Annotated in this window: 15 protein-coding genes and 1 pseudogene; 13 read left to right on the top strand and 3 right to left on the bottom strand. The window is 48.4% G+C overall.

Annotation, left to right across the window (positions count from 1 at the left end; all coding sequences use genetic code 11):
- The first annotated feature begins 84 nt into the window (after window positions 1-84).
- Complete coding sequence (thrC, locus tag CTH_RS12930) at window positions 85-1584, top strand: threonine synthase (protein WP_107754157.1); 1500 nt, start codon at window positions 85-87, stop codon at window positions 1582-1584.
- 15 nt (window positions 1585-1599) lie between these two features.
- A complete protein-coding gene (locus CTH_RS12925; RefSeq protein ID WP_078665950.1) occupies window positions 1600-2322 on the top strand; it encodes a demethylmenaquinone methyltransferase in 723 nt (240 codons plus the stop codon).
- A gap of 40 nt (window positions 2323-2362) precedes the next feature.
- Here the strand turns inward: CTH_RS12925 and CTH_RS12920 are convergent, their stop codons facing one another.
- Complete coding sequence (locus tag CTH_RS12920; RefSeq protein WP_078665951.1) at window positions 2363-3088, bottom strand: SDR family oxidoreductase; 726 nt, start codon at window positions 3086-3088, stop codon at window positions 2363-2365.
- A gap of 2 nt (window positions 3089-3090) precedes the next feature.
- A complete protein-coding gene (locus CTH_RS12915) occupies window positions 3091-3744 on the bottom strand; it encodes a YkgJ family cysteine cluster protein (RefSeq protein WP_078665952.1) in 654 nt (217 codons plus the stop codon).
- A gap of 99 nt (window positions 3745-3843) precedes the next feature.
- On the opposite strand from CTH_RS12915, the gene gatC reads away from it, so the two are divergent.
- From gatC to CTH_RS14450, 5 genes are all read left to right on the top strand, one after another.
- Complete coding sequence (gatC, locus tag CTH_RS12910; RefSeq protein WP_078665953.1) at window positions 3844-4125, top strand: Asp-tRNA(Asn)/Glu-tRNA(Gln) amidotransferase subunit GatC; 282 nt, start codon at window positions 3844-3846, stop codon at window positions 4123-4125.
- Between the two features lie 13 nt (window positions 4126-4138).
- The gene (gatA, locus tag CTH_RS12905; RefSeq protein ID WP_107754155.1) at window positions 4139-5596 is read left to right on the top strand and encodes an Asp-tRNA(Asn)/Glu-tRNA(Gln) amidotransferase subunit GatA; all 1458 of its coding nucleotides are present in this window, start codon (window positions 4139-4141) and stop codon (window positions 5594-5596) included.
- 17 nt (window positions 5597-5613) lie between these two features.
- Window positions 5614-7068: an Asp-tRNA(Asn)/Glu-tRNA(Gln) amidotransferase subunit GatB gene (gene gatB / locus CTH_RS12900; protein WP_078665955.1), complete on the top strand. Its 1455-nt coding sequence runs from the start codon at window positions 5614-5616 to the stop codon at window positions 7066-7068.
- A 136-nt stretch (window positions 7069-7204) separates the two neighbouring features.
- Window positions 7205-7648 (top strand): helix-turn-helix domain-containing protein, encoded by a 444-nt coding sequence (locus tag CTH_RS14455; protein ID WP_318262694.1) that lies wholly within the window; start codon window positions 7205-7207, stop codon window positions 7646-7648.
- Between the two features lie 39 nt (window positions 7649-7687).
- Window positions 7688-8242: a hypothetical protein gene (locus CTH_RS14450; RefSeq protein WP_318262830.1), complete on the top strand. Its 555-nt coding sequence runs from the start codon at window positions 7688-7690 to the stop codon at window positions 8240-8242.
- Window positions 8243-8661: 419 nt separating this feature from the next.
- On the opposite strand, the gene CTH_RS12890 is transcribed toward CTH_RS14450, so the two are convergent.
- Window positions 8662-9306 carry an IS3 family transposase gene (locus CTH_RS12890; RefSeq protein WP_159073898.1) on the bottom strand — a complete coding sequence of 215 codons (645 nt, stop codon included), beginning with the start codon at window positions 9304-9306 and terminating at the stop codon, window positions 8662-8664.
- A gap of 340 nt (window positions 9307-9646) precedes the next feature.
- Between CTH_RS12890 and CTH_RS12880 the strand changes: the two are divergent.
- The 6 genes and pseudogenes from CTH_RS12880 to CTH_RS12855 all read left to right on the top strand — a co-directional run.
- Window positions 9647-10054 (top strand): annotated as a pseudogene (locus tag CTH_RS12880) (ISNCY family transposase); the annotation flags it as partial.
- A 114-nt stretch (window positions 10055-10168) separates the two neighbouring features.
- Window positions 10169-10456, top strand: coding sequence for a transposase (locus tag CTH_RS12875; protein ID WP_318262829.1), 288 nt, complete (start codon window positions 10169-10171; stop codon window positions 10454-10456).
- A 112-nt stretch (window positions 10457-10568) separates the two neighbouring features.
- Window positions 10569-10958, top strand: coding sequence for an IS3 family transposase (locus CTH_RS12870; RefSeq protein ID WP_159073897.1), 390 nt, complete (start codon window positions 10569-10571; stop codon window positions 10956-10958).
- 78 nt (window positions 10959-11036) lie between these two features.
- Window positions 11037-11357, top strand: a complete 321-nt coding sequence (locus tag CTH_RS12865) for an integrase core domain-containing protein (RefSeq protein WP_242952081.1) — start codon at window positions 11037-11039, stop codon at window positions 11355-11357.
- A 500-nt stretch (window positions 11358-11857) separates the two neighbouring features.
- Window positions 11858-12553, top strand: coding sequence for a copper amine oxidase N-terminal domain-containing protein (locus CTH_RS12860; RefSeq protein WP_078666696.1), 696 nt, complete (start codon window positions 11858-11860; stop codon window positions 12551-12553).
- Between the two features lie 89 nt (window positions 12554-12642).
- Window positions 12643-14970, top strand: coding sequence for an outer membrane protein assembly factor BamB family protein (locus tag CTH_RS12855; protein ID WP_159073896.1), 2328 nt, complete (start codon window positions 12643-12645; stop codon window positions 14968-14970).
- Window positions 14971-15024: the final 54 nt, after the last annotated feature.

Here is a 15024-nt window from a genome sequence, read left to right as displayed (position 1 = left end):
TCCTCATCAGGCAGGAAAACTGATGATGAGGGCGAATAGTATAAGATTATGCCGTTAAGGTAAAGTAGGGAAAGGGGAAGGTTTATGCAGTATATCAGCACCAGGAATAATTTCCGGCCGATCAGCGCTGCAGAAGCCATCAATCTGGGCATGGTGCCTGCTGGAGGCTTGTTTGTGCCGGAAAGTTTTCCGCAATTCAGCAGGGAAGAGTTGACGGAACTGGTGGAAAGTTCGTACCAGGAGCTGGGAGCAGCCATCCTGGAGCGCTATTTGACCGATTATAGTCGGGAAGAAATTCGCACTTGTTTACAACGGGCCTATAATGCCGGCAGTTTCGCTCATCCGGAAATGGCCCCGGTGGTTTCACTGGCGGAAGACATCCACATCCTGGAACTCTGGCATGGGCCCACGGCAGCCTTCAAGGATATGGCCCTGCAGCTGCTGCCCTATTTGCTGGTGACAGCCAGACACAAACTGGGAGCGTCCAGGGAACTGGTAATTCTGGTGGCCACTTCCGGAGATACCGGCAAAGCCGCTCTGGAAGGGTTCAAGGATGTTCCCGGTATTCGCATTATGGTCTTCTATCCTCAGGGGGGAGTAAGTCAGGTCCAGGAACGGCAGATGCTCACCACCGGTGGACAGAATACCCGCGTAGTTGCTGTAACTGGCAATTTTGATGATTGCCAGAATGGGGTCAAGGCCATTTTTGCTGACGCAGATTTGCGGAACTATCTGGCTGACAGGGGCTTTGAGCTTTCATCAGCCAATTCCATCAACTGGGGGCGCCTGGTACCGCAGATTATCTATTATTTCAGTGCCTACCTGCAGCTGGTGCGACGGGGCCGAATTGTGCTGGGCGACGAGGTCAATGTGGTGGTACCCACCGGAAACTTCGGCAATATCCTGGCGGCCTGGTATGCCAGAAGGATGGGGCTGCCGCTGGGCAAGCTGATCTGCGCCTCCAATGAAAATAATGTACTGACTGATTTTTTCCGAAACGGTACCTATGACCGGCGCCGCCAGTTCAAACTGACCAACAGCCCTTCGATGGATATCCTTATTTCCAGTAACCTGGAACGTTTTCTCTATGACTTAACTGGAGGGGATGGGGAGAAAATCACCCTCTGGTTTAATCAGCTGGCAGAAACGGGGCATTATACGGTGGATGAGCAGACCCGCCAGGCCATAGCGGAAGTACTCTGGGCCGGCTGGTGTGACCAGGAAGATACACTGAAGACCATTGCTGAAGTGTTTGACCGTTATCACTATACCCTGGATACCCATACGGCCGTTGCCTACAAAGTTTACCAGGATTTTCTTCAGGCCAGTGGTGATAAGCGGCCTGCGGTAATTGCCGCTACTGCCAGTCCCTTTAAATTTGTCAGCAGTGTGCTGTCCGCTCTGGTCAGCGCCGGGGACAGAGAGGGGCTGGATGAATTTGAACAGCTGAATATGCTCAGCCGCATTAGCGGCCTGCCCCTCCATCCCGGTTTGGCTGGCCTTAAGGAAAAAGAGGTGCGCCATAACTGGCAGGCTGGCAAGACGGAGCTGAAATCCCAGCTGCTTTGCTGGCTGGGTTTATAGGAGGAAAAGAAAACGATGTCTTTACCCAGTAAGGAACAGAAAGAAAGCTATGTACGGGAAATGTTCAATGCTATTGCCCGCCGCTATGATTTGATGAATACCCTGATGACCTTTGGGCTGGACCGGCGCTGGCGCCGCTTTGCCGTAGCCCGTTCCGGTATGGGACCTGGAAAACAGGCTCTGGATATTTGCTGTGGTACCGGCATGCTGGCCATGGCCCTGGCAGAAGCCGGTGGTCCTACAGGCAGGGTGGTTGGTCTGGATTTTTCGGAAAATATGCTGGCTGTAGCCCGGGAAAACCTGCGCCATTTTCCCCTGCAGGAGAATATCACCTTGATTCAGGGCAATGCCATGGCCCTGCCCTTTGCCGACAATAGCTTTGATTGTGTAACTGTGGGCTGGGGCCTGAGGAATGTACCTGACCTGGACCAGGTCTTGCGGGAAATGACCCGGGTGGTAAAGCCCGGGGGCATGGTGGTCAGCCTGGATATGGCTAAACCCAGTGCTCCGGTTTTTAAGGAACTCTACTGGTTTTATTTCGAGAAACTGGTCCCGCTGATGGGAAAATTCTGGGCCGGAAGGGCCAGTGCCTACAGCTATCTGCATGACTCGGCCAGGGTTTTCCCCCATCAGGCTGAGCTGGCCCGGCGCTTTGCTGCTGCCGGTCTGGTGGATTGTCGCTACCATGATTTGACCGGCGGCGTGGTAGCGGTAGTGGAAGGACGGAAACCCCGGTAAAAAAGCTCCTGCCCTGGTTGGGAGGGCAGGAGTTTTTACTTTAAAGATAAATCATTTTTCTGGTCATACCACCATCGATAATGAAGTTTTGCCCGGTAATAAACCCGCTTTCGTCGGAAAGCAAAAACCAGGCCAGGGCAGCTACATCTTCAGCTTTGCCCACCCGGCCGACTGGATGTTGCTGATGGTCACTGCTGGTTAGAGCTTCTGGATTATTTACTTCAATCCAGCCAGGGCTGATGCAGTTAACCCTCACTTCCGGGCCCAGGCTCATGGCCAGGGCGTGGGTTAAGGCATAGATGCCCCCTTTGGAGGCAGAATAGGCTTCTGTATTGGGTTCGGACATGAAGGCCCGGGTAGAGCAGAGGTTGACAATTGCCCCCTGCCGTTCTCTGAGGTGGGGGGCAGCATATTTAGTGCACAGGAAAGTTCCTGTCAGGTTAACGGTTATGACCCGTTCCCATTCAGCTAAAGTCAATTCAGCCAATGGCTTGTTACATGATATGGCTGCATTATTGACCAGATAATCTATGCCCCCAAAATAAGCGACGGTAGCCTGTATTGCTTCCCTTACCTGGGGTTCTGAGGCGATATCGACCAGGAAGAATTTAATTTTGCCATGATGCTGCAGTTCCGCTTCTGTTTCCTTTCCGGCCTGTTCAGCGATATCCCAGATAGCGACCTGAATTTGTTGCTGAAGTAGTTTAAGGGCAATAGCTTTACCAATACCATGGGCGCCACCGGTAATAATAGCTGTTTTCTTCATGGTTATCTCCTTTCTAGAAACTGACTTAAAATCACTTCGCCATAATCCTTTTTCTCAGCAAAAGGCCCCGGATCCCAGTCAGACAGCCTGACCCGGGGCTGCCAGCCTTCGTGAAAGTAAAGTTCGGCTCCGCAGGCTTGTGTAGCCAGCAGCCACTGTCGGACCAGTTCATCTTCTCCCAGATTGACGATAGTATTGCGCAGCCTGGTAAAGTTTTTGCCCGCCGGGGAACAGAGATAGGTTTGACAAACCAGCGGCCGGGCCTGATAAACCCGGCAGGTGCCGGTAGTTTGATCCAGAAAGATACAGGCGCCCTGTTCGTCTCTAGCCAGACTGATATCCACCGCCCTGCCCTGGACATAAATGTAAGCATGGCTGTTGAGAAAAGAGAGCAGCTGGGCAGGAGCAGGGTACTGGCCATGGAGATGGCGGTATAATACAAGAACGTCAATATAGGTTAGCGGGATTCGCTCATAACAACAGAGGTCACAGCCTTTACATTGCCGCACAGGGGCTCTGGTCCGCCGGGACGGACCATTTTCGATGAATTCATTAATCGCCTGTAAATAGTCTGCTATCGTGGCAGAAGGGTCCAGGATGCGCAGGTCATAGCCCTGGTTGCCTTTGATTTCTGCTGGAAAAATTTCAACTTTCATTGCTGGCCTCCAATCCCTGTTGATTTGCCCATTTTCCCGAATTTTGCTATAATGAAATTTATGAATTGCCGAGAAAATGCCAATAAGGAAGGTGAAACCATGATCACCAAACAGGATGTCGAACACGTCGCCATGCTGGCCCGTTTGGAGCTGACTGAAGAAGAAAAAGAGATGTTTACCCAGCAGCTCAATGCTATTTTAGAATATGCTGACCAGTTGAAGCAACTGGATACCAGTGAGATTCCTCCCACTGCCCACGCTATTCCCATGCAAAATGTCTTCCGGGATGATGAGGTCAAGCCCGGTTTAAGCAATGAGGAGGCTGTGGCTGCTGCGCCGGAAGCAGAAGATGGCTTCTTTAAAGTGCCGAAAATAGTCTAAGGAGGGACAGGCATTGAGTTTACATACATTGACGGTGGAACAGGCCAGTAAAATGCTGGCTCAGGGAGAAATCAGCAGTGTGGAACTTACCCGGGCCATCCTGGACAGGATTGAGCAGGTGGACAACCAGGTCCAGGCTTTTGTCACTGTTACCAGGGAACAGGCTCTGGCCCAGGCGGAGGAAATTGACCGCAGACGGCAACAGGGGGAAGAACTGGGACCGCTGGCCGGGATTCCCTTTGCTCTCAAGGACAATATGTGTACCAGAGGGATTCGCACTACCTGCTCGTCTAAAATATTACATAATTTCATTCCCCCCTACAATGCCACAGTCTGGGACAAGCTGCAGGCAGCCGGGGCGGTTCTGGTGGGCAAAACCAACCTGGATGAGTTCGCTATGGGTTCATCCACGGAGAATTCAGGCTTTTTCCCTACCCATAACCCCTATGACCTGGAGCGGGTGCCCGGAGGGTCTTCCGGGGGCTCGGCTGCAGCAGTGGCAGCCGGGGAGGCTCTGTTTTCCCTGGGTTCCGATACCGGGGGCTCTATTCGCCAGCCGGCGGCTTTTTGCGGTCTGGTAGGATTAAAGCCCACTTATGGCCTGGTTTCCCGCTATGGCCTGATCGCGTTTGCTTCCAGTCTGGATCAGATCGGTCCTTTTGCCCGTACGGTGCGGGATTGTGCCCTGATTACCCAGACCATTGCCGGCCATGACCCCAAAGACTCCACTTCGGCAGGCTTGCCTGTGCCTGACTATCTGCAGGCTTTAGAAGGCGGGGTCAAAGGGCTGAAAGTAGGGGTACCGAGGGAATATTACCAGGTAGAAGGTATTCAGCCGGAAATTCGGGCCGCAGTGGAGAAGACCATCAAGGCTCTTGAAGATTTGGGGGCAGAGGTAGGGGAATGTTCTTTGCCCCATACCAGGTATGCTCTGGCAACCTATTACCTGATTGCCCCGGCGGAAGCCAGCTCCAACCTGGCCCGTTATGATGGCGTGCAATACGGCCTCAGGGTTGAAGGGGAAGACATCGTGGAGATGTACAAAAAGACCCGCAGTCAGGGATTTGGCCCGGAAGTCAAGCGTCGCATCATGCTGGGGACTTATGCATTGAGTTCCGGCTACTATGATGCCTATTATCTCAAAGCTTTAAAGGTACGGACCTTAATTAAACAGGATTTTGACCAGGCGTTTGCCCGGTTTGATGTATTGCTTTCACCTACCACTCCGACGGTAGCTTTCAAATTCGGGGAAAAGGCTGCCGATCCCATCTCCATGTATCTGTCCGATATCTTTACCATGTCCTCCAACCTGGCAGGGATTCCGGCTATCAGCATCCCGGTAGGGCTGACAGATGGCTTGCCAGTGGGGGTACAATTTATGGGCAAGGCCTTTGACGAAGCCACCCTGTTCCGGGTCAGCTATGCAGTGGAACAGGCCTTGTTGCCGGCCCCATTGTATCCCCAACTGTAATTGCGGAGGTGTGGAAGATGCCATTAAAGGATTACGAGATCGTCATCGGTCTGGAGGTTCACGTTGAACTGAAAACTAAATCCAAGATCTTTTGCAGCTGCCCTACCGAATTCGGCGGGAGCCAGAATACGCATGTCTGCCCTGTTTGCCTGGGTTTGCCAGGGGTTTTGCCTGTCCTGAACCGGCGAGTAGTGGAATATGCCATTAAGGCTGGTTTGGCCTTGAACTGCGAAATCGCTGAATTCAGCAAGTTCGACCGCAAAAACTATTTTTATCCTGACTTGCCCAAGGCCTATCAGATTTCCCAGTACGATTTGCCCATAGCCAAAAACGGCTATCTGGAAATCGAAGTAAATGGTGAAACCAAACGAATCGGTATCACCCGTATCCACATGGAAGAGGATGCCGGCAAGCTGGTGCACCAGGGTGCTGCCAATATCAGCGGGGCTGATTATTCTCTGGTGGATTATAACCGGACGGGAGTGCCGCTGATTGAGATCGTCTCCGAACCGGATTTGCGCTCACCGGAAGAGGCGCGCCTGTATCTGGAAAAACTGAAGGCGATTATCCAGTATACCGAGATTTCCGATTGCAAGATGGAAGAGGGCTCTTTGCGCTGTGATGCCAACGTTTCCTTACGGCCTATTGGCAGCAAGGAATTTGGCACCAAAACGGAGCTGAAGAATATGAACTCCTTTAAGGCCCTGCAACGGGCCCTGGAGTATGAAGTGGAACGCCAGGCTGCCATCCTGGATGAAGGGGGCAGAATCGTTCAGGAAACCCGGACCTGGGATGAAAACCGGGGGGTAACCCTGAGCATGCGCTCCAAGGAAGAAGCCCATGATTACCGCTACTTCCCGGAGCCGGACCTGGTTCCGCTTGTAATCGACCGGGCCTGGGTGGAGGAAATACGCCGTTCCTTGCCGGAACTGCCGGACGCCCGGCAGCAGCGTTATATTCAGGAACTGGGCCTGCCCGCTTATGATGCCGGCGTGATCACCGCTTCCAAAGCGATGGCCGACTATTTTGAGGCCTGTCTGCAGTACCATCACGATGCCAAGGCCATCAGCAACTGGCTGATGGGGGAATTCTCCCGCCTGCTGAATGCGGAGGGGATGGAAATCCAGCAGTCCAGGATTAAGCCACAGCAGCTGGCCCAGCTTTTGAAGCTGCAGGAGAACGGTACTATCAGTGTCAAGATTGCCAAGACGGTGTTTGAAGAAATGTTTGCTACTGGCCGGGAACCGGAGGAAATCATCAAGGAGAAAGGGCTGGTGCAAATCAGTGACGAGGGGGCCCTGGCGGCCATTGTGGCTAAAGTAGTTGAGGCCAATCCCCAGTCGGTAGCGGACTACAAGGCCGGGAAAGAAAGAGCTATCGGCTTCCTGGTCGGTCAGGTGATGAAGGAAACCAGAGGCAAGGCCAATCCCCAGCTGGTGAACAAATTGCTGGTGGAGTATTTGAATAAGTAAGAGAGAAGCCCTTTGTTTACTGAGAAGTAAACAAGGGGCTTTAAATCATAATATATTATTGTGATTATCTTGTGATAATGTCAACTTGTAGAATATTTTGATAAATGTCACTATGAAAAACGAGGTGCGTTATCTAATGACACAAGAACAATTAAATAGGTACAAGGTAATTTCTTCCTTAATTGATGGGAAACTATCAATCAGTGAAGCAGCTATGAGCTTAGGTCTAAGTGAACGCCAGATTAAGCGCCTTAAAAAAGGAGTGATGGAACAAGGGCCGGCGTTCCTTATCCATAAAAATACAGGTCGTAAGCCGCAGCATGCACTCACTGACGAGCTTAAAAGCAAGATTATCTCATTGAAACAATCCGATAAGTACAAGAACGCCAATTTCAAGCACTTTATGGAGCTTCTGGAGGAGCACGAGGGAATAGCCATAAGTTATTCCTGTCTCCACACTATTTTGACCAAAGCAGGCATTAACAGTCCTAAGAAACGAAGGAGATTTAAACCTCATCGCCGCAGAAAGAGAAAGCCTCAGGAAGGCCTCCTTATACAAATGAATGCCACTCCTTTTTAATGGTTTGGCACTAATGAAAAGTTTGCTCTCCATGGTGCAATTGACGATGCTACCGGGAAAATAGTAGGACTCTACCTGGCCAAGAATGAATGCTTGCAAGGATATTTTGAGGTAATCTGGCAAATCGTTAACAAGCACGGTATTCCAGCAAGTATCTATGCAGACAGACACTCAATTTTTCTCTCCCAAAACGCTTCAAAGCTTACGATTGAGGATCAATTGCAAGGCAAAGTTGTTAACGACACCCAGTTTGGCAGAGCTATGAAAGAACTAGGTATAACCCTTATTCCAGCACGTTCACCCCAGGCCAAAGGTAGAGTAGAGCGACTATGGGAAACTCTTCAAAGCAGGCTCCCCGTTGAATTCAAAATAGCCGGTATTACCACTATTGATGAAGCTAATGAGTTCCTATCTCAATATATAGAGAAATTTAACAGTCAGTTTGCGGTGAAAGCTTTAGAGCCCGAAACTGCTTATAGGGCGCTTGACCAAAACATTGATATTGGCCATATACTATGTGTTAAACAAAAAAGAACTATCGATAATGGGGGTGTATTTTCTTTTTATAACAGGCATTTTAAGGTTATCTATTAAGTCCGGTTTTTGGCGTAAAAGTGCAATACAAAAACACTGTATTTGAAACGCTCCCCTATGTTAAGCCGCAAAAGACTCAAAAACCAAAAACTGAAGCTACTGAGAGAAAGCCCTATATACCTCCAGATACGCATTACTTTAAGTATGGACACAATCTGGTTAAAAGACTTACCTACGAAGACAGTGACAGGGATATTTTAAAAATGCTTGAAGAGATATTTCTCCGAAAGTATGCTTAGCTTTGCCTGGATCTAATTTTAAGGAAACCTTAACCGGGCTTGATTTGCCAAAAGTTATGAAGTGAGGTTAAGTCAAGGGCGGGCGAAGCCCGTTCACTTTACCCTTGACTTAACCGAACATAATAACTACAATTGCCAAAGCCAGGTTAGGTTCTTAGCAGGGGGTGACATTTTCACAAGTTATTGACAGCTTGTAAATTGACTGCCCCTGTCGCTGTGAAATATCATGCCACGAGCGTTTCTCGATTTGCAAGCACTCTCAAAAGCTTGTATACAGAGCTCCTTCCTCATATTATCATCCATTGCCAACCCAACGATTTCACCATTAAAACAGTCCAAGACTGCTGCTACATATAACTTGCCGTCTGAACATGGTACTTCAGTAATGTCCGCCGGCCACTTTTGTTTCGGTGTTTCCGCAGTAAAGTTGCGCTGAATCAGGTTTTCGCTCTTATGGGCTTCTGCATCCTCACGGGTAATACCATTTGGATGTAGCTTAGGCTTCTTTATTAGCCCGTTTTGCTTCATTGCTCGGTATACAGAGCTATAGCTGGCCTTTACACCTTCCTGAATAAGTGCCAAATGGATTCGCCGGGCGCCATAATTATCGTTATCCTCATTTTGTCTAATGATTTCTTTTATCCTGACCAGAAGAAGCTCTCGACGTTTCGGTTTGTCCGAAGCTCTCAGGCTGCGATAATATCCTGATTCGCTGACCCCTAGTACTCGGCACATTTCCTTAACGTTCCAACATTTCCGTCTAATGCTGATATATCTATAAAGCTGGCACGGTTTTACTTCTTCCGGTCTTTTGCGAAAAAACACAATGCATCCTTTAGTATCTCATTTGCCCTGCGTAGTTCAGCATTCTCACGCTCAAGCTCTATTTCACGTTGCCTTTTTCCTTCACTTGGATATGAGTGACCACTGCCGACGTAAGCCTGATCTCCATATTGTTTTCGCTTGCTCCGCCAATCAGCTAAAGTATAGTATGGTATCCCTAGCTGCTGAGCCGCTTTTTTTTACACCAACCTCGTCCGACAGTCGAACGGCTTCATTTTTAAACTGCTTATCATATGTTCCCATTGTCGCATCCTCCTCAGTTCACGTACGTCTATTTTATCGTATTTGAGGGTGTTTTGCGACTGCACTTTTATCGTCACTCCAAGGCCTCCTTATACAAATGAATGCCACTCCTTTTGAATGGTTTGGCACTAATGAAAAGTTTGCCTTCCATGGTGCAATTGACGATGCTACCGGGAAAATAGTAGGACTCTACCTGGCCAAGAATGAATGCTTGCAAGGATATTTTGAGGTAACCTGGCAAATCATTAACAAGCACGGTATTCCAGCAAGTATCTATGCAGACAGACACTCAATTTTTCTTTCCCAAAACGCTTCAAAGCTTACGATTGAGGATCAATTGCAAGGCAAAGTTGTTAACGACACCCAGTTTGGCAGAGCTATGAAAGAACTAGGTATAACCCTTATTCCAGCACGTTCACCCCAGGCCAAAGGTAGAGTAGAGCGACTATGGGAAACTCTTCAAAGCAGGCTCCCTGTTGAATTCAAAACTTTTTTAGCCCCCTAACTCATTTGGACACTAGAACTCTTAAGAGTTAAAATAATGTTAGGGGGCGATTTTATGATACGCAGAAAGTAAACCGCTGAATTTAAGAATCAAGTCATTAAGGAAGCGCTGGAAACAGGAAATAATGCCATAGTAGCAAGAAGGCACGAGCTGAATCCTAATATGGTCAGCCGCTGGGTAAGAGAATACAAACAGGGCAAACATCAATCTTTACCTGTGGAACATTCAACTATTAATGAAATTTATCCTGATTACAAGCAGCTTACTAAGGAAAATGAGCAGCTAAAGAAACTTCTTGGTGAAAAAGACCTGGAAATAGCTATTCTTCGTGATTTAGTAAAAAAGAAAAACCCTCACTTGCTGACAAGATTGAATATGGATTAATCTAGGGTACCCAGCAGTCAAAGTATTGCGTATCGTTGGGGTATCCAGGTCAACTTACTATTATCAGCTAAAGAGAGAATATGCCCAGAGGAGAGCAAGTGGGGGACGTCCCGTGCCTGGGTATTCTTGTGATGAACAAAAGACTAAGATAAGTGATGAAGAAATAAAAAAATGGCTATTACAGTTTATAGAAAATGAGGGCTTTGCCTATGGTTATATCAAATTGACCATGGCATTACGGAAAACTCTCGGACTGATCATCAATAAAAAGAAGGTTTATCGTTTATGTAAGCAACTGGGCAATCTACGTCCGCAAAGGAAAATAAAACCCAATCATCCCAAAAAACTGGCTAGGAACCGTACTATAAATAATTCAAACCAGTTATGGGAAACAGATTTGAAATATGGCTATATAGCGGGTGAAAAAAGATTTTTCTCTTTATTCTGTCATGTAATTGATGTATATGATAGGTCGATCGTCGGTTACCATATTGGTCTTTAATGCGAAGGTGTAGACGCTGCCAGAACACTGGAACAGGCATTATGGAAGCGAAAACTACTTGAGGAAGAAATTAAACCTGTGATCAGAACAGATATTGGTCCACAATTCAAATCTCGTATTTTCCAGGAAAAATGTCAGAGTCTGAAAATCGAACATGAACGTATTCCCAATAGAACACCGAACATGAATGCACACATAGAGGCATTTCATAGCATTCTAGAAGCAGAATGCTTAAGCTTGTATGAGTTCCAAACATATGCCGAAGCCTACAAAGTAGTAAGTGATTTTATAAAATTTTATAACGAAGAACGTATCCATTCAGGACTCAACTATTTATCGCCAGCTGAATTTATCGAGCTAGGCAGGAAGCAAAGAATAGGCAAAGAAATTAAGGTCTAAACCTCTCAACCGCAACTATTGAATAGCCAATTCGGAAATGGAGTCAAGGGCGAGCGTAGCGAGGGCGAAGCCTTTACCCTTGACGGAATTGAGGAATTGGCTAAAATAGGAATTCGGTTGAGAGAAAAACCAAAGAAAACTTGAGAATTTAAAAGTATGTGTCCAAAATTAGGGGGTTAGCCCGGGGAAACAGGGTGGTTTTTTGTTGTCTTTTTTAAAAAATGAACTAGAAAATTTTGACCTTATGGTCTTGACATATTACCGTAGGTCTTGTCTTCGCTGCCCAATGAATAATTTGTCTGCCAAAATTACTTATATTTACATATTTCGACATAAACTTACATATTCCTGCTTCCAATAATGAACAATTACGATTTTTGCTATTACAGATTGGATTTAATAAATCATACAATTTGTCGCCTTGTATACAGGATTTGGCAGCAGGAAATCAGGGAGAGGAGGGGAATATGTCATAAAAAACCAGCAAGGGGGAGTTGTTTGTGAAAAAAGTCCTTATCTCTTTTTTATTTGTGGTGTTTTTATTGCCAGCGACGATGGTCTGGGCCTGGGAGGACCATATCATCCTGGGGCGTACCTATGATGGGGAGGTGGATACCACCCATACCATTCCCGGCTATACCCTGGAGCAAATGCTGAAGTTTCTTTACTATGAGGCTAGCAATGTCGAGGAGATCCTGGCTATTGATGGAGTGCCCATCAGCAAAACAGCATGGAAGAAGTACGGGGGAAAAATCAATCCGAAGGTGAAAAAGCCCGACCCTATTGATACTACGCCGAGGGATCCGAGTATACCGATAGAAGTTAGTTTTTCCAACGGACATGTATTGTTTTTTCTGGATCAAAAGCCGGTGATGTACAAGAACAGGGTGATGGTACCTTTAAGAAGGCTGGCAGAGGCTTTCCGGGCTAACCTGGAATGGGATGGCCGGGAGCAAAAAATTACACTGCAGAGGGATAATACGACGATAATAGTTAAGATTGGTTCCAACAAGATGATTATTAATGGGGAAGAGAAAACGATGGATGTAGCGCCATATATTCTGAACAAAAGAACGATGGTTCCGGTCAGGTTTATCAGTGAGGCATTTGGCCATAAAATTTACTGGGACGGAAATGCAATGGCCGTAATTATTTATGTTGATACAGATTTCGAACCTGGAGGATATAGTCAATGAGAAAAAGATTTATTTACCATTTTTTGTTCATTTTCATATTTTTTAATGCAGCTAGTGCGAATCTCAATATAGATCACGAAGATTCTATTATGTTCGGTAATAAAGAAAATAGAAAACGAATATTTTATGACCCCACCTTTCCGCCCATTACCACCCAGTGGCAGGTGCAGCTGGCGCCAGCGGGTAAACCAGGGGAACCACCTATCCTGGGCCAGCCGGTTATTCTCAGCCAGGAACAAAATATCTACATCAAAGCCGGCCAGGAAATCCTGGCCTTAGACCTTAACAGTGGCCAGCTCCTCCAGCGCAAGCAGATTGAAACCACAGCCACCTTTCCTTCCATCTCCTCACCCACCTACAGGCAGGGCCGCCTTTTCTTTGGCACCAGAGCTAATGGCATCTATGCCCTTAGCAGCAATCTGGCCCAGACCATCTGGCATCTGCCCCTGGAGAGCAAAGTTTCCTCCTCACCCCTGCTGGTGGACAACCTGGTCATCCTCGGGGCCACCGACCAGCACACCTATATCCTGGACCAGCATCAGGGTACCCAGGCTGGCAATTCCCCTATTCCCCAGCAAGGGGAAATCACCTCTTCCCCCTGCCTGTTTGGCAATGCTTTTGCTATCGGTGTGGATGGAACGGCTCTGAATGGCTCCGTCCAGGCCTATGACCTGCAGGGGAACAGGCTCTGGTCCTATAGCACCAAAACCGGGGTACCAGCCTCTATTGCTACCGATGGCAATTATCTTTACTTTTTCGATAAAAAAGGCCGCTTCTATGCCTTAAATGCTCGTACCGGCAGAAGGCAGTGGATGAATGAAAGTTTCTTTAAACCGGCCAATTTCATCAACAACTCCCCTGCCCTTTATCAAAACCGCCTCTATTTCGTTATTAACCAGTACAACGGCCAAAAAGCCAGAGTAGTTTGTCTCAACAGCACCAATGGCCTTCCCCTTGCCGGCTGGCTTCAGCGGGACCTGGCGGCGGATAGCTGGGTTTCGCCTATCATCTGGTCAGCTGCCAATTTGCTGCTGGTAGCAGATGATAGCGGTACTGTCTATGGCCTGGATCTCACAACCGGCCAGGAGCGGCCCTGGTATTATGACCGACAACAGGGCAAGACCGTCAGCCGGGTTAACCTGGGAGCTCCGGTTACAGGGGAAATGGCTTTAGCAGGGGGATATTTGCTGGTAGCCACCCTGGATGGCAAGTTACACGCTTTCGGTAACCAGGGCCTGCAAAACCTGATGGTCTCCGGTTTAACCAGCAGCAGCCAGGAGATAGAGAAAGGCAAGACCAATCAGACCCGGCTGCTGGTCAGTGCCCGCGATGTTAGCCGGCCGCTGATAACAAAACTGGAACTAAAGCTGGACGGTCAGACGGTGGCCAGCCAGAACCTGACCATAAGCCCCGGTGATGGCAGGCCCTGGCAGGAACGGGGTCGGACCGTGGAGGTGGAAATCCACTGGCAGGTCCCGGCTAATCTGCCGGAAAAGGATAGCTACACCCTGACCGCCATCGTCAACGGGGACCGTCAGGCCCACTGGCTCAACCAGAACCAGCCTTTTGTAGAAACCACCTATGCCGATAATACCACCAGCTTAAAGCTCAATGGTTCCCTGGTTAACCTTAGAATGCTCAGCTTATCTTACCCGTCTCCCATCAGTCCCGGACAGAGCTACCAGGGGACAGTACAGGTAGAGAATCAGGGTAGCCGCCCGTTATCGACAACACTGAAACTGACCCTTAACCAGCGTCAGGTAGCATTATTGCCTGTAACCCTGGTAGCGAAGGAAAAGAAGGCAGTCAGCTTTGCCATCAAGGCACCGGACACTACCGGTTCCTTTAACCTAACTGCATGGATTAATCCTGATCGTCAGATTAAGGAGAAAAACTATCAGGACAACAGTTTGAGCAAGGCCATCCAGGTTCGTCAGGAAGTGAGGGAAGAACAGGGCCAGCTGACCGTCAGCGGCAGGGCGGAACCGGCCCAGATCAAAGCCGGACAGGTATTTGCCCTGGTGGTGGAAACGGCCACCACCCCTTATACCTGGGAAGAAACTGTTTATGAACAGCAGCCTGATGGCAGTGTTGTAGAAAAGAAAGTTAGACGAAGTCGGCCCTGTCCGGGAGCAAAATATGTACAGGTCCGCTTTCCTGATGGACAGCAGGTGCTGCTGGAACCGACAAATCCGGCCGGGACACCGGCTAACACCTGGCAGTTGCCTGTTAATCCCCGGTCGAAAAACAGAGCTCGCATCCATTTCACTGATCCCTATTTACCGGATGGACTTTATCCGGTTACCATTATCGCTGCTGGTGCTGGCGATGATGGTAACCTTTCGGCCCGCACGGTGATAAAGGTGGTGATTAAGGGCAGTATACTGGAAGGAATTAAGAGCAGATTGACATATTGAGAGTTAAGGGACAGGTTTCGACAGTATATCGACAACCTGTCCCTTATTATTCGG

It is taken from the genome of Carboxydocella thermautotrophica (assembly GCA_003054495.1).
Taxonomy (GTDB): Bacteria; Bacillota.
This window is presented reverse-complemented; position numbering and strand designations above follow the sequence as displayed.